General features: G+C 73.6%; 17 protein-coding genes and 1 pseudogene. 10 read left to right on the top strand and 8 right to left on the bottom strand.

The features are described 5' to 3' along the window. The first annotated feature begins 11 nt into the window (after positions 1–11). Positions 12–2,096: a YjbH domain-containing protein gene (locus tag AC6H2I_RS07580; RefSeq protein WP_497499988.1), complete on the top strand. Its 2,085-nt coding sequence runs from the start codon at positions 12–14 to the stop codon at positions 2,094–2,096. A 93-nt stretch (positions 2,097–2,189) separates the two neighbouring features. Here the strand turns inward: AC6H2I_RS07580 and AC6H2I_RS07575 are convergent, their stop codons facing one another. Beyond that, a complete protein-coding gene (locus AC6H2I_RS07575; protein WP_497499987.1) occupies positions 2,190–3,065 on the bottom strand; it encodes a hypothetical protein in 876 nt (291 codons plus the stop codon). A gap of 271 nt (positions 3,066–3,336) precedes the next feature. Between AC6H2I_RS07575 and AC6H2I_RS07570 the strand changes: the two genes are divergently transcribed. Continuing rightward, positions 3,337–3,501, top strand: coding sequence for a DUF1328 domain-containing protein (locus tag AC6H2I_RS07570; RefSeq protein ID WP_497499986.1), 165 nt, complete (start codon positions 3,337–3,339; stop codon positions 3,499–3,501). 186 nt (positions 3,502–3,687) lie between these two features. On the opposite strand, the gene AC6H2I_RS07565 is transcribed toward AC6H2I_RS07570, so the two are convergent. Continuing rightward, positions 3,688–4,356, bottom strand: coding sequence for a sigma-70 family RNA polymerase sigma factor (locus AC6H2I_RS07565; protein WP_497499985.1), 669 nt, complete (start codon positions 4,354–4,356; stop codon positions 3,688–3,690). A gap of 707 nt (positions 4,357–5,063) precedes the next feature. Between AC6H2I_RS07565 and AC6H2I_RS07560 the strand changes: the two genes are divergently transcribed. Continuing rightward, positions 5,064–6,011 carry a lytic transglycosylase domain-containing protein gene (locus AC6H2I_RS07560; RefSeq protein ID WP_497499984.1) on the top strand — a complete coding sequence of 316 codons (948 nt, stop codon included), beginning with the start codon at positions 5,064–5,066 and terminating at the stop codon, positions 6,009–6,011. On the opposite strand, the gene AC6H2I_RS07555 is transcribed toward AC6H2I_RS07560, so the two are convergent. Then, the gene (locus AC6H2I_RS07555) at positions 5,981–6,919 is read right to left on the bottom strand and encodes a protein phosphatase CheZ (protein WP_497499983.1); all 939 of its coding nucleotides are present in this window, start codon (positions 6,917–6,919) and stop codon (positions 5,981–5,983) included. The genes AC6H2I_RS07560 and AC6H2I_RS07555 overlap by 31 nt on opposite strands. Before the next feature lie 141 nt (positions 6,920–7,060). Here AC6H2I_RS07555 and AC6H2I_RS07550 point away from each other — a divergent pair, with 141 nt between their 5' ends. The 6 genes from AC6H2I_RS07550 (at position 7,061) to AC6H2I_RS07525 (ending at position 11,948) form a co-directional block, all read left to right on the top strand. Continuing rightward, positions 7,061–8,644 carry a gamma-glutamyltransferase family protein gene (locus tag AC6H2I_RS07550; protein ID WP_497499982.1) on the top strand — a complete coding sequence of 528 codons (1,584 nt, stop codon included), beginning with the start codon at positions 7,061–7,063 and terminating at the stop codon, positions 8,642–8,644. Between the two features lie 139 nt (positions 8,645–8,783). Further along, positions 8,784–9,743, top strand: coding sequence for an alpha/beta fold hydrolase (locus tag AC6H2I_RS07545; protein WP_497499981.1), 960 nt, complete (start codon positions 8,784–8,786; stop codon positions 9,741–9,743). 155 nt (positions 9,744–9,898) lie between these two features. Then, positions 9,899–10,234 carry a hypothetical protein gene (locus tag AC6H2I_RS07540; protein WP_497499980.1) on the top strand — a complete coding sequence of 112 codons (336 nt, stop codon included), beginning with the start codon at positions 9,899–9,901 and terminating at the stop codon, positions 10,232–10,234. A gap of 121 nt (positions 10,235–10,355) precedes the next feature. Next, the gene (locus AC6H2I_RS07535) at positions 10,356–10,646 is read left to right on the top strand and encodes a PepSY domain-containing protein (protein ID WP_497499979.1); all 291 of its coding nucleotides are present in this window, start codon (positions 10,356–10,358) and stop codon (positions 10,644–10,646) included. 84 nt (positions 10,647–10,730) lie between these two features. After that, positions 10,731–11,042, top strand: a complete 312-nt coding sequence (locus AC6H2I_RS07530) for a hypothetical protein (RefSeq protein ID WP_497499978.1) — start codon at positions 10,731–10,733, stop codon at positions 11,040–11,042. A 57-nt stretch (positions 11,043–11,099) separates the two neighbouring features. Beyond that, the gene (locus AC6H2I_RS07525) at positions 11,100–11,948 is read left to right on the top strand and encodes a class I SAM-dependent methyltransferase (protein ID WP_497499977.1); all 849 of its coding nucleotides are present in this window, start codon (positions 11,100–11,102) and stop codon (positions 11,946–11,948) included. A 56-nt stretch (positions 11,949–12,004) separates the two neighbouring features. Here the strand turns inward: AC6H2I_RS07525 and recG are convergent, their stop codons facing one another. Continuing rightward, on the bottom strand, positions 12,005–14,086 hold the full coding sequence (recG, locus tag AC6H2I_RS07520; protein WP_497499976.1) for an ATP-dependent DNA helicase RecG: 2,082 nt from the start codon (positions 14,084–14,086) through the stop codon (positions 12,005–12,007). On the opposite strand from recG, the pseudogene AC6H2I_RS07515 reads away from it, so the two are divergent. Further along, positions 14,073–14,576 (top strand): annotated as a pseudogene (locus tag AC6H2I_RS07515) (DUF2061 domain-containing protein); the annotation flags it as partial. The gene recG and the pseudogene AC6H2I_RS07515 overlap by 14 nt on opposite strands. Positions 14,577–14,785: 209 nt before the next feature. Here AC6H2I_RS07515 and AC6H2I_RS07510 read toward each other — a convergent pair. The 4 genes from AC6H2I_RS07510 to AC6H2I_RS07495 all read right to left on the bottom strand — a co-directional run bounded on the left by AC6H2I_RS07510 (position 14,786) and on the right by AC6H2I_RS07495 (position 19,738). Next, positions 14,786–15,994 (bottom strand): YheC/YheD family protein, encoded by a 1,209-nt coding sequence (locus tag AC6H2I_RS07510; protein WP_497499975.1) that lies wholly within the window; start codon positions 15,992–15,994, stop codon positions 14,786–14,788. A 357-nt stretch (positions 15,995–16,351) separates the two neighbouring features. Then, on the bottom strand, positions 16,352–16,819 hold the full coding sequence (locus AC6H2I_RS07505; protein ID WP_497499974.1) for a septal ring lytic transglycosylase RlpA family protein: 468 nt from the start codon (positions 16,817–16,819) through the stop codon (positions 16,352–16,354). A 64-nt stretch (positions 16,820–16,883) separates the two neighbouring features. After that, a complete protein-coding gene (locus AC6H2I_RS07500; protein ID WP_497499973.1) occupies positions 16,884–18,302 on the bottom strand; it encodes a homospermidine synthase in 1,419 nt (472 codons plus the stop codon). A gap of 170 nt (positions 18,303–18,472) precedes the next feature. After that, entirely contained in the window at positions 18,473–19,738 is a 1,266-nt protein-coding gene (locus AC6H2I_RS07495) for a type III PLP-dependent enzyme (protein WP_497499972.1), read from the bottom strand. Between the last annotated feature and the right edge of the window lie 240 nt (positions 19,739–19,978).

Below are 19,978 nucleotides of genomic sequence, written 5' to 3'. Positions count from 1 at the left end.
ACCGCCGCCGCGTGACCCTCCACCGTCCGCTCCACGCCACGCTGTCCCTCCTCGTGCCGATCCTCGCCGGGCCCGCCCTGGCGGACGGGCTTCCACCGTCGCACGCCGACTGGGGTGGCGTCGGCCTTCTCCAGACGCCGACCGCCCGCCTGACCGAGGCCGGCCACGCCAGCGCCGGCTTTGCCAGCCTGGGCGACGTGCACCGCCATCTCGCCGTCGCCGCTACGCCGCTGCCCTGGCTCGAACTGGGCGCGCGGGCCACCCTCTACCCGAACTGGTGGGGCATCGCCGAACCGGGGATCGACGCCAAGGTGCGGCTGCTCGACGAGGGGCCGTGGTGGCCGGCCGTGGCGGTCGGCGGGCGCGACCTCGCCGGCTCCGGCTACGCGGTGCCCGGCGCCGGGCGGTTCGCCGGCGAATACCTCGTCGCCACCCGCCGGGTGTGGGCCGTCGACCTCAGCCTCGGCCTCGGCTGGGGGCGTCTCGGCGGATACGGGCATGTGGCCAACCCGCTGTCCTTCCTGGGCGGACGCTACGCGCGCGCGCGCGATCCCTTCGACGCCAAGGCCCGCGGTCCGGCCGCCTGGTTCACCGGCGACCGCGCGGCGCTGTTCGGCGGCGCGGAGTGGCACACCCCGGTCGACGGACTGAGCGTGAAGCTCGAGTACAGCGGCGACAGCTTTCACGCCGAGCGCCAGGACGACCCCACCTTCGACCCGGGGCTTCCGGTCAACCTCGGGATCGCCTACCGCCCCTGGCGCTGGCTCGACATCGGCGCCGCCGTCGAACAGGGGCGGCGCCTGATGCTGCGGGCCACCCTGGTCGTCGACCCGGAGCGGGACGCCGGCGCCCGACCACCCGGGCCGCCGCCGCCCGCCGCCGCCCGCCCCTCGGCCGGCGCCGCCTCCTCCCGCTCGCCCCTGGTGGAGGCCCGCACGGCCGGGCTGCCGGTGCGCGGCGCCGCGGTCGACGCGACGCGCGCGGTCTTGTGGATCGAGCCCGACGGTCGCGGGCCGGCCGGCCGTACGGTGGGGCGGGCCGCCCGGGTGCTGGCGGCCGCGGCGCCGCCCGGGGTGGAGGAGGTCACGGTGGCGACCCTGGCGGACGGCCTGGACGGTGTCGCGGTGACGTTGTCGCGGCGCGCGGTGGAACGGGCGGCCCGGGGGCGCGGCAGCGCCGAGGAGGTGTGGCGTTCCGCCGCCGTCGCGCCGGCCGCCGCGGCCGGGCCGCCGCCGGGCGGCCCCTCGCGCTGGACCTTCGCCGTGCGGCCGACGCTCGAACAAAGCCTGTCGGAGCACGCCGCGCCCCTGGTGTGGCGCGCCTACACCGACCTCGCGGGGACGGTGGCGCCGTGGCGGGGGCTCACCCTGGCGGCCGGCCTGCGGATCAACCACGCCGACACCCTGGCGCACCTCAACGCCGAGGCGCTGCCCGCCGTCGCCCCGGTGCGCAGCGACCTCGCCCGCTACGCGGAGCCGCGGACCAACCTGGAGCATCTCCAGGCGCGCTGGACCACGACGCCCGTTCCGGGCTGGCACGCCGCCCTCGCCATCGGACAGTTCGAGGAGATGTTCGGCGGTCTGTCGGCCCAGGCGCTCTACCAGCCGACGCGCGCCCGCTGGGCGGTGGGCGCCCACCTCGCCCGGGTGTGGAAGCGCCCCGCCGGAGACCCGTTGCGTCTGCGCGCCGGCAGCGACACCGTCACTGGGCATCTCAGCCTGCATGTGGACGGGCCGGGGGCGCGGACCGGGGCCACGCTCCGCCTCGGCCGCTATCTCGGCGGCGACTGGGGTGGCACCGCCGAACTGGTGCATCGCTTCGGGAATGGGGCGCGGCTGACCGCCTTCGCAAGCTGGACCGACGGCCCGCGCCCTGGCCAGGGCACCACCGGCGGGCGGCTGGCGCACGGCATCGTGCTGTCGCTGCCCCTCGCGGCCGTCGGATGGCTGCCGCCCGGCAGCACCGCCGCCGTCGCCACCCGCACCCTGGGGCGCGATTCCGGCCAGAGTCTGCAGGGGCCGCCGGACCTCCACGGGACGCTCGCGCCGGCCGGCTTCGGCGCCCTCGCCGGCAGTTGGCGGGAGATCATGCGGTGATGGACCACCGCGGCAGCCGTACGCGCGCGGGAGGCGTCCCCTCCCGCGCGGGTCGCCGGGGGCGCGGAGCCCCCGGCCGGCCGCGGCCCCGGGTCAGCGCACGGCGCTGATGGTGCCGGTGGTCGCGTCGATGTGGATGGTCATCCACTGGCCGCCGCGCGACACGTCGGCGACGTAGTCCTCGCCCTGCTTGCGGAAATCGCGCACGCCCTCGAAGCCGAACGAGCTGAAGTGGTTGAGCAGCGTGGTCTGCATCAGCTCGGTGCGGTTCTGACCGGGCCCCTGGCGCTCGCCGAAGTTGGGGATGCGGCCGAGATCGACCAGGACACGGCCGTCCTCGGTCATGCGGGTGCCGCCCGCGGTGGTCCCGCCCATGGTGGTCCCGCCCATGGTGGTGTAGCCGGGGCTCACCGTGGCGCCGGAACGGGCGCGGTCGTCGGTGTTCCAGCTCTCCGACGTCGGGGCGCCCGAATAGGTGCCCGCCGCCGGCCGGTCGTCGACGAACTGGCCGGGGCTGCGGTTGGGGGCGTCGCCGGTCACCGCGGTGCCGCTGGCGGCGCTGCCGGCCATCGGGTCGATGGTCCCGGTGGCACGGTCCTCGGCGTCCCAGCTCTGCGAGGTCGGCGCCCCGGAATAGGTGCCGGCGGCCGGACGGTCGTCGACGAACTGACCCGGGCTGCGGGTCGGCGCGTCACCGGTCACCGCGGTGCCGCTGTCGGCGGTGCCGGCCAAGGGATCGACCGCCCCGGCGGCACGGTCGTCGCGTTCCCAGCCGTCCGAGGTCGGCGCGCCGGAATAGGTGCCCGCGGCCGGGCGGTCGTCGGCGTACAGGCCCGGCGTGTTGACCGGCGTGTCACGGCCGATGGCGATGCTGTCGGAGTCAGGATTGCTCCACGACGACTGCGCGAGAGCCACCGGGGCCACGGCGAGCGTCGTCGCGAATGCGGCAACAGTGAGCTTGCGGTTCATCGGTCTCTCCTCCCTCACGGAAAAAGGATGCGGCCGCACCCCATGGCACGGCCTCGAGCAGGGAGAACAGCGTCGGCGCGCCAAGGTTTCGCTGGCCCGCCGAAAGGAGTGGCGGCCAGGCGCAAACGAAGGAGGGCCCGGGCACCCGCAGGAACCAACGGGGTCGGACCGTGTTCCACCACCATGCGCCAAACGAGGCGGCCGGAGGCGCCCGGAAAGCCCGGGACCCCCGTCACACCGCCGGATGCGCGTGAGCCGAAGGAGATCGGTGATGCTGTACTGGGCTTTGGTGTTCTTCGTCGTGGCTTTGGTCGCCGGGGCATTCGGGTTCGGCGGGGTCGCCGCGGCAACCTCGGGGATCGCGCAGATCCTCTTCTTCCTGTTCCTGGTGCTCTTCGCCGCCAGCCTGATCCTGGGTCTGGTCCGGCGCCGCTAGACCCGGAGGGAGCCGCCGTTGCGGCTCCGACCGTCTGGCGCCAGCGCGCTCCCGGCCGTCCGGTCGGGGGCGGGCAACCCCGAGCCTCTCGATTGTCAGACTCGACTGAACGGCAACGCCCTCGGCGCTGCCGTTCTTTTTTTGGCGCGCGTCTCCCGCCCTCGGACGGCGGCGCCCCGTGGCCGGTCAGTCGTCGGCGTCGTCGTCGGCCGGGCTCTTGCCCTCCATGAGGTTGCGCAACGCCCGGCGGCCCCGCGACAGCCGTGACTTCACGGTGCCGATGGAGATGCCGAGGATGTCGGCCGCCTCGCCATAGCTGATTCCCTCCAGCCCGATCAGAAGGACCACCTCCTTCTGCTCGATCGGCAGCATGCCCAGCGCGCGGCGCAGGTCGCGCAGTTCGAGTCGCACGAACTGCGCGCCGTGGGCCGACCCGACCGCCGCCTGCGCCTCGCCGTCGATGTCGACCACCGTCTGGCGGCGACGGATGCCGTTGATGTGCAGATTGCGCAGGATGGTGAAGAGCCACGCCCGCAGGTTGCTCCCCGGGCGCCACAGGTGCAGCCGGCTCAACGCCCGCTCCAGGCATTCCTGCACCAGGTCGTCGGCCAGCGTGGCGTCGCGGACCATGGCGCGGGCAAAGCGGCGCAGACGGGGGATCTCCTCCGCGATCCGGGCGACGACGGCCGGATCGGGCGGCGCGTTGGGGTCGCCGGGAGCGGCCGTCTCCTCCGGTTCGGCCGCGGCACGCGGGCTGTGCTCCGGCTCACGCGGCCCGCGTGGCGGGGGCGCGGCAACCGCCAGCACGGACTCGTCGTGGGACGGATGCAATGTGCGCGCAACGTGGTTGGCCATGGATGACTGTGCCTCCCGGGCTACTGCTGCAGGGTCCGCTCCAAACGGGCAAACCTTTCGATCCGGCGATCGGCCCGATGCGCTTCTGACATCACCGGATTCCCCAAAGACAATCTCGGGCCAGACAGTACGTAATGAGTGTCGATCGGCAACGCCAGTTGGGAAAAAGGCTAGGCCGGCTGTCGATATCGCCGGTTTGTCGTCGGCGATGGCCAGCAATCCTAGCCGATCGTCATGGAACTCTTCGCCCTATACCGGTCTGACTTGAGAGATAGGATCTTCGATGGGAGCTTTGGGAAAGAAAAAACCGGACGACCGAGGCCATCCGGCTTTCATAGGACGCCGCAGGGGACCGGGCCTTCGGCCCTTCGTCGCTGCGCGGTCTGCAACCCTCCCTGAACGCTGCGCCTGCGGCGTCTGTCGGCCGCTCGTTCGGCGTTCGCATTCGTCATACCCGGTGGCCGGCGCCCTGCCTTTGGTCTTTGGTCTTGTCTTCGGACCGGCGTGCCGGATCGGCCTCCCTGCCTGAAGACGACCATACCGAAGTCGCCCCGGCGCGACCATCCCGACCTTGGAACTAACCGTCCGCCCGTAAGGTCTACGCCGTCCGTGGGCAGCGGAACGCGCCCCGGTCGAACGCCGGAGCGCGCGGAACTCTTGCGGTGTACCCGGATTCGATAGGAGCAGGCCAAGCGATGAAATGGACCGTGATCTCACTCATCTTCGCCGGAGCGGCCATCGCCGTTCCCATGACCGCCGAGGCCAGCGCCGATCGCACCGTCCGCGCCCTTGAATCCTTCGCCGCGAAGGGCAGCGCCCGCGCCCAGTACGAGCTGGCGTCCCACTACGAGTTGACGCGCGGGGGATCGCGCAGCCCGCGGCGCGCGCTCCACTACTACTGCAAGGCGGCGCGCCAGGATCACGCCGCCGCCGCCTACCACGCGGGAAAGATGCTGATGCGGGGCACCGGGAGCGTGGCCCGGGACGAGCCGCTGGGGCGCGCCTGGCTGCGCCGGGCCGCCGCCCTGGGCAGTTCGGCGGCGGCCCGCCTGGTCGGCAGCGTCGGCTCGGCGCCGCGGCCGGCGGCCTGCGCTCCCTTCACGATCCGCTCCACCGCCCCGCGGATGCCGCCACGCGAGGTGACGGCCCTGGTCACCAAGCTGGCGCCCGTCTACCGCCTCGACCCGGATCTGGTTCTGGCGGTCATCGCGGTGGAATCCGGCTACCGCCCCCGCGCCGTCTCGCCCAAGCAGGCGATGGGGCTGATGCAGCTGATCCCCGGCACGGCCAAGCGGTTCGGTGTCAGCGACCCGTTCGACCCGGAGCAGAACATCCGCGGCGGGATGAAGTACCTGCGCTGGCTGCTGGCCTACTTCAAGGGCGACGTCGCCCTGGCCCTGGCCGGCTACAACGCCGGCGAGAACGCGGTCCTGCGCCATGGCGGCATCCCGCCCTACAAGGAGACCCGCAACTACGTCGACCGCGTGCGCCGGCTCTACGCCGACCAGACCCACCCCTACGACGCCCGGGTGGTGGCGGCCGCGTCCCTGACGCCGCCGGCCCCGGTCCGCACCTCGCGCGAGGCCGTCGCGGAACTGTCGTGGTCGGCCCTGCGCCGGGCCTTTCAGGTGAACAGCGCGTCGATCGAGGACTGATCGAGGGGCGACGGCGCGACGCCATCCTGCGCGGGCGGGGCGGCGGGCACCCCGGCCGGCGGCGGGGGCGGCGCGGGGGCGGCCGGCTTTGGCTTCGCCGTTGCCGGCCTGGCCGCCGCCGGGGAGGCCGTCCGGGGGGCGGCCGTCGGACCGGCCGCCGGGGCGCCTGTGGCGGGGGCAGCGGCGGCGGGGGCCGCCACGGCGTTCATCAGCCGGTCGACCTCGTCCTGGTCCACGCCGTTGGCGCTCGGCCCGTTCAGCAGATGGGCGTCGGGGCGGGTGTCGGCCCGCTCGTCCGCCACCGGCGCCGCGGACGCCTCCGCGTCCAGGCCCCAAATCCCCATCACCGTCAGGATCCGCTGCTCGATGTAGCGCAGCGCGTTGACCACCTTCGTGGTGCGCTGGCCGGTCAGGTCCTGGAAGGAACAGGCGGTGAAAATGGTGGTGACCTCGGCGTCCAGAAGGTCGCACAGCGCCGCCGGCGCGCCCTCCTTGCGCAGCGCCGTCGCCGTCTCCAGCACCCGCTCGGCGGCGCCGAGGATCTCGATGGAGGCCCGCTCGGTGGAGAGCACGATGGCGTCCAGCTCGTTCGCCGCCGTGGCGATGCGGTCGTCGGCCTCCTCCTTCGGCCGGATCGCCGCGATCTCGCGACGCGCCTGGACGATGGAGGCGCTCATGTCCTGCAGTTCATGGCGCAGCACGGCGATGTGGCGGACCGCGTTCGCCGCCTCCTCGTGGCGCAGCCAGGCGTCGCGCAGCGAGCCGACCAACGCCTCGACCGCGGCGACCCCGATGGTTTGCGAGCGCCGGGCGTGCTCGGCCAGGAAGGCCCGCCCCTTGGGCGTGCGGGCGATGAACGCTTCCAGGTCGCGGTAATCCTGGTCCGGTAGCTCGCCGCCGTCGCCCATCACGCCGTTCCCCGCCGCCTGGGCGCGCCGTGCGCCCGCCACGGCCGACTATGGCATTTTTCGCGCGTTGTGCGCACCAATACAAAAGCGGCCGGCCCCCGGACCGCCGGCCCGGACCCGACCCACGGCAGCGGAGACCCCATGCGCGACTTCCAGCGACCCGGCCGCTCGGCGGCCTACGCCGAGCGCGGCATGATCGCCACCTCCCACCCCCAGGCCACGCTGACCGGGCTCGACGTGCTGCGTGCCGGCGGCAACGCGGTGGACGCCGCCATCGCCGCCGCCGCCGTGCTGTGCGTCGCCGAACCGCACATGACCGGCGTCGGCGGCGACGTCTTCGCCCTGTACGCCGCCGCCTCCGGCGGCGTCCTGGCCCTCAACGGCTCCGGACAGGCGCCCGCGGCGGCGACCCCGGACCGCTTCGCGAGCCTGGGCGTGGCGGCGCTCGACGCCGACAGCGTCCACGCCGTCACCGTGCCGGGCGCCGTCGACGCGTGGTGCCGGCTGCACACCGACCACGGCTCCGTGCCCCTGGAGACGCTGCTGGAGCCCGCCGCCGCCTTGGCCGAAGAAGGATGCCTGGTCCACCCGCGGGTCGCCCGCGACTGGGCGGTGCACGCCGGCCGGCTGGCGCGGCGCCCGGCCACCCGCGCGCTGCTGCTGCCCGCGGGCCGTGCGCCGTCCGCCGGCGACCGCTTCCGCAATCCGGCGCTGGCGGCGACCTTGCGCCGGATCGGCCGGCACGGCCGCGCCGGCTTCTACGAGGGGGCCGTGCGCGACGACCTGCTGGCGACGCTGCGCGCCCTCGGCGGGCTGCACCAGGCCGAGGACTTCGCCGCCCAGCGCAGCGCGTACGTGCCCCCCATCGCCACCGCCTGCCACGGTCACGCCGTGCACGAGTGCCCACCCAACGGCCAGGGGCTGGCCGCGCTCATGCTGCTCAACACGCTGGCCGGAACGCCGGCCGACGACGCCGGAGCGAGCGACGAGGAGCGGGTGCACTGGCTGGCCGAGGCGACCAAGCTGGTGTATGCGGAGCGTGACGCCCTGCTCGGCGACCCGCGCTTCGCCGCGGTGCCGGTGGACTCCCTGCTGGCCCCCGTCCACGCCGCGCGGCTGCGGGCCCGGATCGCCCCGCACCGCGCCCTGCCCGACCCGCCGGCGCTGTGCGAACCGCACCGCGACACGGTGTATCTCTGCGCCGTCGACCGCGACCGCAACGCGGTGTCGTTCATCAACTCGCTGTTCGACGCCTTCGGCAGCGCCATCGTCGCCCCGGGCTGCGGCGTGCTGCTGCATTGCCGCGGCCGCTCCTTCCGGCTGGAGGCCGGCCACTCCAACTCCGTCGCCCCGGGCAAGCGGCCGCTTCACACCATCATTCCCGGCATGGTCACCCGCGACGGGCGGCCGGAGATGCCGTTCGGGGTGATGGGCGGCCACTACCAGGCGGTCGGCCACGCCCAGTTCGTCCTCGACACCCTGGGCCGCGGGCTCGACATCCAGGACGCGGTGGAGCGGCCGCGCAGCTTCGTGGACGGCGGCGTGCTGCGCCTGGAGACGGGCTTCGCGCCGGCTCTGCTGCCGGCGCTGCGCGGGCGCGGCCACACCGCGGAGTGGGCCACCGCACCGATCGGCGGCGCCCAGGCCATCCGCATCGACCACCGGCGCGGCGTCCTCATCGGCGCGTCGGACCCGCGCAAGGACGGGCTGGCCCTGGGCTGGTAGGCGCCGGGGCGCCCGCCGGAGCGGAACCGGCGGACCGGAGGGACGTTGCCTCGGGGATGCGGCGCCGCCGGCGCCCGCCCCGCCAGCCTCGCCGGCCTCACGCCGGCGGGCAACCGAGAGACACGAGGAGAGCCGACCCATGCGCAGCGGATTGACCCTGGCGGCCGGCCTGTTGGCCGGACTGTGGATGGACAGCCGGCGCCGCACGGCGCAGGCCGAACGCGATCACCCGCCGCGCGGCGTCTGGGTGGACGCCGACGGCGTCCGCCTCCACGCCATCGACCGGGGGCAGGGCGAGGCGGTGGTGTTCCTGCACGGCGCGGGCATGCTGGCCGAGGACATGGCGATCAGCGTCCTCGACCGCGCGGCGCAGCGCTGGCGGGCGGTGGCACTCGACCGGCCGGGCCATGGCTACAGCGAGCGGCCTCCCGGCGTCGCGCCGCCCGACGCCCAGGCGCGCCTCATCCACGCCGCCCTGGTGGCGATGAACATCCGGCGCCCGGTGATCGTCGGCCACTCCCTGGGCGCCGCGGTCGCCCTCGCCTACGCCCTGGAGTTCCCGGAGGAGGTGGGCGGCGTGGTGTTCCTGGCCGGATACGCCTACCCCGTCGTGCGCCCCGACGCCGCTCCCTTCCTGGTCGCGGCGACGCCGGCCATCGGGCCGCTGCTGAACCACACGGTGCTCCAGCCGGTCGACCGTCTGCTGGGGCAGACGCTGATCGAACGGACCTTCGCGCCGGAGCCGGTGCCCGCGCAGTTCCGGCAACTGCCGCTGGAGCTGATGCAGCGGCCCTCGCAGATCGAGGCGACGGCGGCCGACCTGATGGCCCTGACCTCGGCGGTCGCGTCGATGGCCCGGCGCTATCCGGACATCGGCTGTCCCGTGGCCATCCTCGCCGGAGCGGAGGACCATGTGGTCGATCCCTACGCCCACGCCGTCCGGCTGCACGAGGACATCCCGGGCTCGACCCTCCACCTGCTGGCCGGTGCCGGGCACATGATCCATCACACCCGCCCCGACGCCGTGCTGCGGGCGGTGGAGCGGGTGGTGCGCGCCGCCGGCATCGCGGCGGGCCACGCGGCGGTGGACGGCGGGTGACGGGCGATTGGCGGTCATAGGCGCGCCGCCGCCGGCCTATGCGGAAAGGCGGCGGCTCGGCGAATGGTCAAGTCCATGGTTAATGCTTTTGTTACGAAACGGTCGGTAACCTTCGGGTGGAGCCCCTTTCCCTTCCTGTCGAAGGATACCGCCCGATGCCCATGTCCGCCGACGTCGACACCATCGAACGCACCTCCATCGTCGCCTACACCATGCTGAAGGAACTGCACGAGGTGCTGGCCCGTCCCAAGGCGCCGGACGACGTCACGCTGGGGATGCTGATGGGTTTGGCGATGTTCCTGGATGAGAAGGTCGGCCCGATGCGGGCCAAGCGGCTGATGACCGAGGCGCCGACCATCGTCCTCAAGACGGACGCCCACGTGACGCCGGAACAGATCCACCGCGTCCTGCCGATCCTGCGCGCCTTCGGCGACCACCTGAAGGAGGTGCCGGCGGCGGCGCCCCGGCCGGTGGGCGGCGAGCTGCTCTGACCGGCGCGCGCCCGCCCGCCTCTCCCGGCCGCCTTTCCCGTCGATCCAGGCGGAATAAACCCCGCCATCCCGACATACATCAGGGGAGAGGCACTGACACCAAGCGGGATGGGGAGCGCACATGAGGATCGCCCGGCGCATGATCATCGGCCTTGGCACGGCAAACGTGCTGGCCCTGGTCCTGATTGCGGTCGCCTCCGCCCATGACGGGTCCTGGGGCGTCGGACCCGAGGCCCTGCCGGCGGACGCCCTGCCGGTCTCGCGGGTCGCCCGCGAGCTGGAGGACGACGGGATGCGGCGGATCTACCGCATCGAGGCGGATGGCGCCCAGTACCGGGTGCGCGCCCTGGATTCCGCCGGCCATCGCGTCGAGTTGCGAGTCGACCCCCGCACCGGCCGCATCCTGCATTGACCGGTCCCGCCTGCGAATCGGGGACACGCCCTTGACCACGGCGGCGATTGCGGGGATGCTTCGGGGGGAGGATCGGAAACGATCATGGAATGGCTTGCGGTGCTCTCCGTCGTGGCCCTCGCCGCCGGTGCGACCATCAGCACGGTGGTCCTGGCGGCCGTCGGCTCGATTCGCCGCAGCGTGAACGACGCCGCCGTGCGCCACGCCCACCAGATCCGCCGCCTGGGCGAGACGGTGGCGGCGCTGAGCCAGCAGAACGACGCCGCCCAGCAGCGCATCCAGGCGCTGACGGAGGCCAACCGCCGCCTGTCGGACAACCTCGCCGCCCTGGGTGAGCGCGTCGCCGAGCGGGACTCCGGCCAGGCCCCGACCACCGCCCCCCGCCTCCTCCACTGACGTGGCCGCGATGACCGCAACCCGCTCGAGCCCCGCCGGCCGACGGCCGGTGCCGCGATGAGCGACACCCCGATCGATGGCGCGCGCGAACGCGCGCGCTGGACCGCCAGCGCCGGGCACTGGGACCGCTGGGCCGACCCCATGGCCGAGCTGGCCGACAAGCTGAACCAGCCGCTGCTGGACGCCGCCTCGATCGGCCCCGGGGACCGCGTGCTCGACCTCGCGTCCGGGGCGGGCGAGCCGGCGCTGTCGGCGGCGCGGCGCGTCCGCCCCGGCGCCGGGATGGTGGTGGGGACCGATCTGGTTCCGGCCATGCTGGCCGGGGCGGTGCGCCGTGCCGCCGCCGAGCCCGCGACCGCCCCCCTTCCCCTGCACGTCCTGGCCGCGGACATGGGCCGGCTGCCCTTCGCCGACGCCGCCTTCGACGCCGTCACCTGCCGGTTCGGGCTGATGTTCGTCCCCGATGCGGTCGCCGCCCTGGCCGAGGCGCGGCGGACGCTGGTTCCCGGGGGCCGCGTCGCCGTGATGGTGTGGGGGCCGCGCGCCGGCAATGCCCTGTTCGATCTGGTGGGCGCGGTGGTGGAGGAGCGCCTCGGCCCCGACCCGGTGCATCGGCTCGACGCCCTGTTCCGGTTTGCCGCCCCGGGGAGCCTCGCGGCGGCGCTGAGCGCCGCCGGCTTCGCCGAGCCCACGGAAAGCGCGTTGACGCCGGTGCGCAAGGTGCCGCGCCGCGAGCCGGTGTGGCGGGCGACCCTGGCCCTGGCCTTCGGGCCGCGCGTCGCCGCCCTGCCGGCGGCGGAGCGCGAGGCTCTCGACGCCGCCATCGCCCGGCGGATGGAGGCGCGCGCCAGCGGCGACGCGGTGCCGCTTCCCGCCCACGTGCGCATCGGCGTCGGCCGCGCCTAGCCGGGCCCGGTCAGCGCCCCCGGTCCACGCCCCCCGGTCCGCACCCCTGGGGCGGATCACCCGGAGCGGAGGGTCTTGGCCGCGGCGTCGCGCTCGAACAGGTACAACAGAGTCCGCAACGCCTGGCCCCGCGCGCCCTGGAGCTCGGGGTCGCGCTCCACCACCAGGCGGGCGTCGTCGCGGGCCACCGCCAGCAGGTCGCCGTGGACCGCCAGGTCGGCGAGGCGGAACGCGGGCAGCCCCGACTGTCGGGTGCCCAGCACCTCCCCGGCGCCGCGCAGGCGCAGATCCTCCTCGGCGATGAGAAAGCCGTCCTCGGTGTCGCGCAGGGTCATCAGGCGCTGGCGCGCCGTCTCCGTGAGATGGGGGTCGAACAGCAGCAGACAGGACGAGGCGGCCGCGCCGCGGCCGACCCGCCCGCGCAGCTGATGGAGCTGCGCCAGCCCGAAGCGCTCCGCGTGCTCGATCACCATCACCGTGGCCGCCGGCACGTTCACCCCGACCTCGATCACCGTGGTCGCCACCAGCACGTCGAGGGCGCCGGCGGCGAAGGCCGCCATCACCGCGTCCTTGTCGGGGCCGCGCATCTTCCCGTGCACCAAGCCGACCCGGTCGCCGAAGCTGGCCCGCAGGAAGGCGTGGCGCTCCGTCGCCGCGGCGAGGTCGAGCTGCTCGGACTCGTCCACCAGCGGGCACACCCAGTAGACGCGCGCCCCCTCGGCGACCTTGCGGTGGATGCCGGCCACCACCTCCTCCAGGCGGTCCAACGCCACGGTGGCCGTGTGCACGGGCTTGCGTCCCGCCGGCTTCTCCGTCAGCCGCGACACGTCCATGTCGCCGTAGGCGGTGAGGGTCAGGGTGCGCGGGATCGGGGTCGCCGTCATCACCAGCACGTCGACGGCGCGGCCCTTGGCCGAAAGCTGCAGACGCTGGTGCACGCCGAACCGATGCTGCTCGTCGATGACCGCCAGCGCCAGGTCGCGAAACGCCACCTCTTCCTGGAACAGGGCGTGGGTGCCCACCACCAGCGGCAGCTCACCGGAGGCGGCCCGCTCGAGCAGCCGGGCCCGGGCACGGCCCTTGTCCCGGCCGGTCAGCACGGCGACCTCCACCCCCGCGGCCCAGCACAGCGGGGCCAGGGTCTCCGCGTGCTGGCGGGCGAGGATCTCGGTCGGTGCCATCAGCACCGCCTGGTGCCCGGCCTCCACCGCGGCCAGCATGGCCATCAGCGCGACCACCGTCTTGCCGCTGCCGACGTCGCCCTGCAACAGGCGCAGCATGCGCCGTTCCGCCGCCATGTCGGCGGCGATCTCGGCGAGCGCACGGTCCTGCGAGCCGGTGAGCGCGAAGGGCAGCGCCGCCGCCACCTTGGCCCGCAGCGCCCCGTCGCCGACCACGGCGCGCCCGGACAGGCGGCTCTGCTGGCGGCGCACCAGTGCCAAAGCCAGCTGGTTGGCCAGCAGTTCGTCGTAGGCGAGACGCCGGCGGCTCGCGGTGGTCGGGGCAAGGTCGCCCTCGTCCTCCGGCGTGTGGGCGCGCCGCAGGGCGTCGCGCCATCCCGGCCAGGCCTGGCGTGCCAGCCACGCCGCATCCTGCCATTCCGCCAGCTCCGGCAGGTCGTCAAGCACGCCGCGGACCGCCCGGCGCAGGGTCTTGGCCGGCAGTCCGGCGGTCATCGGGTAGACCGGCTCCACCGCCTCGATGCCCTCACGGTCCTCCACCGGCACCACGGCGTCGGGATGGGCCATCTGCAAGACGTCGTGGAACCACTCCACCTTGCCGCTGACCACCATCGTCCGCCCTTCCGGGAACTGGCGCTGGATCCAGTCGCCGCGGGCGTGGAAATAGACCAGCTCCAGCACACCGCTGCCGTCGCTGCAGCGGACCTTGTGGGGATGGCGCGGGTTGCCGGGGGCCACGTGGCCGTCGACGCGGACGGTCAGGGTGGCGATGCGCCCCCCCGGCGCGTCGGCGATGGTCGGCGAGAACCGGCGGTCGATCACCCCGGACGGCAGGTGCCAGGCCAGGTCCACCGCGTGCGGTCCGGCCAGCTTCTCGGCCAGGCGCGCCAGCTTGGGTCCCAGGCCGGGCAGACTGGACAGGGGCTTGAACAGGGGGAACAGGATGGCAGGACGCACCGGCGCACCTTGCAGGGGAAACGATCGGGCCATTCAATCCCGTGCCCGGCGGCGCACGTCAAGGGCCACGGGCCCGCGCCCGGGCGGGTTGCCGCGGCGCGGGGCTTCGTGCGAGGGTACCTCGAACGCGTCACCCGGGCACCGCCCGGGCACATCACCGACCGCGACCATGGAGAACGGCCCCGTGCTACGCCGAATCACCATCGCCTGGATGCTGGCGGGCGGCTTGACCGCCGCCACGGCGCCCGCCCTGGCCGAGCCGCTGCCGGTGCTGGACGACCCCGCGGCGGTGCCCGCGCCGTCCGGCCCGCCCCCCCTGGTCGACCTGCCGGAGTGGCAGCAGCGACTGTACAAGACCGCCAGCTACCAGACCCTGTCGGCCCTGAACGACTTCGCGATCGTCGCGGTGCTCAGCGGCAGCGCCGCCACCGGCGGCGTGCTGGCGGCCACCACCGCCCTGACGGAACCCGTTCTCTACTACGCCCACGAGACGGTGTGGAGCGGCGTCGCCAAGGAGACCGGGCAGAGCAACGCCGAACTGCTCCCCTACAAGTCGGCCACCTTCACCTCCGTCAACATGGGCCGTGTCTTCGTCGCCGGGCTCCTGGTGATGAACAGCCCGACGCTCGCGGCAAGCTACGTGGCGCTGACCGCCGTCGGCGACGCCATGAGCTACGCCGCCAACGAAACCGTCTGGAACTACCTGACGATGGAGGAGGAGCCGTCGTTCGCCGTCTCCAGCCTGACCCCCGGCACGCCGATGCAGGGCGTGACGGCCGCCCGACCCGACGAGTCCCCGGCGGCCGCCCCGGCACCGGGCCCGGCGCCCCCCATCGACTGACCCGCGGCGATGGTGCCGCGGGCGAGGTGGGCGGCGTAGGCGATGGAGTAGCGCGCCCGCTCGAACTCGTGATGCCGGCACTGCGGGTGGGTGTTGACCTCGACGATCCAGGGACGGCGGGCGGCGTCGATCACCAGATCGACGCCCAGCTCGTCGAGCGCCCCGCCATAGCGCGCGTCCAGCGCGGCGGCCGTGGCCAGGCCGAGCGCGCGCAGCGCCTCGACCAGCGCCGCGGCCTCGCCACGCAACGCCGCGAAGAACCGCTCGGGGTCGCCCTGGTAGCCGCCGCAGCAGGTGTTCGCCACCAGCCCTCCGGCCTCCGAGAGGCGGACATAGGCACGCACCACCGCCCATTGTCCGGCACCGTCCTTGTGAACGTGCACCCGCACGTCGAAGGACCGGTCGTCGCGCGTCTTCGACGGCACGAAACGCTGGAGGATCCAGGGGCCGCGGGGCAGCCGCCCCGCCAGGTCGCGGATCACGGCCGCCATGGTGGTCGGCCGGTCGCCGCCGCGCCCGTGTTCGACCAGCCCGCCGTCGGCGGTGCGGGACAGGAAACGGATGTCGCGGCCCCGCCGGCCCCGCGCCGGCTTGGCGACGATGCGGCCGTGCGCCGCCAGGAAGCCGCCGAGTCGGGCCGCCAATCCCGCCGTTCCCTCGGCGGCCGCCAGATCGGCGCACAGCGCGTCGAACGGAATGACGTGGGCGGCCACCGGCGACGCGGCGAGCAGGGTGGACACCGCCACCTTGTCGGCGATGCGGCTGGTGGTGAAGGGGGCCAGGCGCCGCAGCTCCTCGGCGATCGCCCAGTCCACGTCGAACTGGGGACGAACCGGATTCATGACGACGCCGGGCAGCGGCCAGACACCCTCGTGCCAGGCGTCGCCGACCAGCGACCGCCCGTACACGGCCGACCGCAAGAGGTCCACGTCGTCGGAACCGAAGACGATGAAATCCACGCGCTGGACCAGCGCCTCCGCCGCCAGGGCGCGCAGACGCAGCGGCGCCACGGCCTCCAGCGGAGGCCGGGCGGCGGTGTAAAGCCCGATCAGGACGCGTGGCGGCATGGGCCGGATCGTGCAGGGACGCCGATGGGTGCACCGCCACGATACACGGACGGCGCGCCGGCCTGTCAAGGCGCAGGCTGCGCTGGCTCCGGCAAAAAGGAAGCGGCGGGGCCGGCCGGGACCGGCCTCGGGGGAAGGCCATGGTGGTCCCGGCGGCACCCCGCCGCCCGTCAGCGCTGGGTCACTCCCAAGAAACGACCCGCGGGACGCGGGCTACAGCGCCGTCTGGGGGGCAGGCGCGGCCCGTGGCCCGTGATCAGGACAATAGCCCGCCTCCCTTGTCCCACCGATGACGGGATCATGAACTTCTGTTCATCTTCGCCGCCCTGGAGCGGGGGGTGGGGGCGCCGGCCGGGCCTACCCGCCGTCGGCCAACCCCTCGATGGCGCTCTCGACCTTGTCCCGGACCGCGGCGTTCGGCTGCTCCGACGGCCGCACCTCGACGCGCACCGGCGCGGTGCCGTCCTCGATCATGTCCAGCCCCTCGGCCGCCTGGCGGGACAGGTCGATCACCCGGTTGCGCGCGTAGGGCCCGCGGTCGTTGACGATGACCTCCACGCTCTCGCCGGTCTCCCGGTCGGTGACGGTGGCGCGGGCGCCAAGGGGCAACTGGCGCGACGCCGCGGTCGGCCGGCCGCGGTCGTAGCGTTCGCCGCTCGCCGTCCGCCGGCCATGAAGGCGGTCGGAATAGTAGGAGGCCCTGCCCTCCTGGACGATCACCGGCTCGCCACCGGGCCCCTGCTCCACCTCCGGCGCGGACTGGGCGGCGGTGCCCAGGCACCCCACCAGGCCGATGCCGGCCACCACGATGCCATACCCCTTCACGGTCCCCTCCCCCAGTGTCCGGCAGGGATCAACCCGCCGGACCGGGATTGGGTTCCGCCGCCGCTCAGACCACCCGGAAGTTCTTGAACTGCCAGGGGTCGTCGCTGTCGACGTCCTCGGGGAACAGGCGCCCGCGGTCCTGCAGCGGCGTCCAGTCGCCGTAGGCGCCGACGACGTCGCCGAGGTAGGGCCGGGCGATCTCCAGGATGCGGCTGAAGTCGATCTCGTCGGGCTCGACGATGCCGCGGTCGGGGTTCTCCATTGCCCACACCACCCCGGCCAGCACCGCCACGGTGACCTGCAGCGACGTGGCGTTGTTGTGCGGGCACAGCTCCCGCGCCTGCTCGATCGACAGCCGCGACCCGAACCAGTAGGCGTTCTTGGCGTGGCCCATCAGCAGGACGCCCAGCTCGTCGATGCCGCTGACGATCTCGTCCATCATCAGCCGCTGCTCCGGCTGCATGGTCCAGTTCTTGCCCGCCAGCTCGTGCACCGACGCCACGGCGTCGTCGCAGGGGTGGTAGGCGTAGTGGACCGTCGGCCGGTAGCGCACCGCACCGCCATCGCTCACCGTGTAGTAGTCGGCGATGGAGATCGCCTCGTTGTGGGTGATCAGGAAGCCGTGGAACGGTCCCTCCAGCGGCGTCCAGGTGCGCACCCGGGTCGAGGCGCCGGGGCGCATCAGATAGATGGCGGCGTCCGACCCGAACTCGTGGCGCCGGCCGTCGGGCGGCAGGGCCTTCTCGTGGGAGCCCCAGCCCAACTCGGCCGGCTGGCATCCCTCGCCCACGAAACCGTCGATCGACCAGGTGTTGACGAACTCGCCCACCTTCTTCGGCACGTCGGAGACCTGGGTGTCGCGCTCGGCGATGTGGATGACCTTGACGCCGAGACGCTCGGCCAGCGCCGCCCAGCCCGCGCGGGTGGTCGGGGTCTCGACGCCCGCCCCGGTGTCGGTGGCGATGTTGAGCAGCGCCTGCTTGACGAAATGCGACACCAGCCCGGGGTTGGCGCCATGGGTGATCAGGGCGGTGGGCCCGCCGGCGTGGCCGGCCTTGAGGCTCAGCGCCGCTTCGCGCAGCGCGTAATTGGAGCGCAGGCTGGGGGTCAGCGAGGGGTCCGTGTAGCCGCCGATCCACGGCTCGACGCAGGTGTCGATGTAGAGCGCGCCGACGCGCTGGCAGAACTCGATCAGGGCGACCGACGACACGTCGACCGACAGGTTGACCAGGAAATCACCCGCGCCGAGCATCGGCTCGAGAACCTGCCGGTGGTTCTCCCGCGTCAGGGGCAGCTTCATGAACTTGACGGCAAAGGCATCGGCCACCGCATGCCCCAGCTCCTCGGCCGTGACGATGGTGACCTGCTCGGGCTTCATGGCGATGTGTCGGAACAGCAGGGGCAGCATCCCCTGTCCGATCGAGCCGAAGCCGACGATGACCATACGGCCGGTGAACGCGCAGTGTGTGTTGTCTTGGGGCATGGTGCCGACTACTCCAGGTGCTGGCGAGTGCTCATTCGTCCGGGTTGCGGGACCTCCTCGGCCACGGCCAATGGCGGCCCGACCCGCCCCCGGGGACCGGAGGCGGGAACGGGGCCGAGGAGAAGGGAACTCTTTCTAGCAGAGACGGTGCGGCGGCGCGACGCAGTCCGTCACGCGGCGCGGGTGGCGAAGGCGTGGCCCGGGGTGGCCAGTTGCGGCGCATCGCAGACCTCGATCAGCCGGGCGTGCTCGAACCCGTTGAACGCGGTGCGCAGGCATCCGCCGTAGGCGCCGAGCTGGCCCAGCTCGATCCAGTCGCCGGCCTTGACGTCGGCCGGAAGATGGAACGGCCCATTCATCTTGTCGGCGCTGTCGCAGGTCGGCCCGTAGAAGGCGAAGGGGACGGTGTCCTCGGCCTCGATGCCCGCGAACGGGCGGACCAGGCGGGCCGGGAAGCGGAAGCCGGGAACCCCGGCGTCCGACAGGCTGCCGTAGACGCCGTCGTTGATGTAGAGCACGTCGCCGCGCCGCTTCATCACCTGCACCACCAGCGAGACACCCGCCGCCACCAGGGCGCGCCCCGGCTCGCACCACACCCGGGTGCCCTCCGGCAGGCCCAAGCGGGCCACGCCGCGGGCGATCGCCGCCATGAAGTCGCCCAGCGGCGGCGGCGTGAGGTCGGGGTAGGACACCGGGAAGCCGCCGCCGACATCGACCACGTCGACGCGCACGCCCGCCGCCGCGATCACCTGGCCCGCGAGGTCGAGCGCCCGCTCGTACGCCGAGGGGTCGAGCATCTGCGACCCCACGTGGAAGGACACGCCCACCCTGGCCGCCATCGCGCGCACCGCGCGCAGCAGGGCCACGGCGTCCTCGGTGGCGGCGCCGAACTTGCCGGACAGGTCGTAGACGGCGTTCCCCTTGGGCAGCGCCAGCCGCACCACCAGGCCGAGGTCGGCCGCGCCATCGGTCTCCTCGACGATCTTGTCGAGCTCCTCGCGGCTGTCGAGCACGAAGTCGCGCACGCCGTACTGCTGGTAGGCGGCGCGGATCGCCTGGCGGCCCTTCACCGGGTGCATGTAGTGCAGGACCGCCTGCGGGAACATCTGGCGCACCAGCCGCACCTCGCCCAGCGAGGCGACGTCGAAATGGCGCACGCCGCCGTCCCACAGCGCCCGCAGGACCGCCGGCTCCGGGTTGCACTTGACGGCGTAGAGGACGTCGCCGGCGACCGCCGCATCGAACGCGGCGACGAAGCAGCGGGCGGTGTCGCTCAGCACCGTCGGGCGGATGCAGTGCATCGGCTCCTCCGGGCGGTGCAGGGCGACGGCCTGGGACACGGTCGGCCGGCGGGTCGGCACGCCGGAGGTGGCGGGGACGGCGGAAACGCCGCGTCGCAGCGGGGCGACGGCGGAACGGGAACGGATGAAGCCCATGGCGCACTCCTTCACCGGGTGCGGCGCGGCGGCGCGCGAACCCGTGAACACAAAGCGATCCCCTGCGCGAACCGAGTTCAGGGCGCAGGCGTGGATCCGAGAATTGTGGGAAAAGGCGACGGAATCAGCCGGATCGAGCGCACGCCGGGTTCCATGAACTCCGGTCGTTCAAACGTCGATGTCCGGCTGCGGGCTACCGTCTGGTGACCCAGCCGTGGAGACGGGACAACATACTGACCT

It is taken from the genome of Azospirillum sp. NS33 (assembly GCF_059703765.1).
The sequence above is the reverse complement of the archived record's forward strand: the minus strand, read 5'-3'. Positions and strand labels throughout refer to the sequence as shown.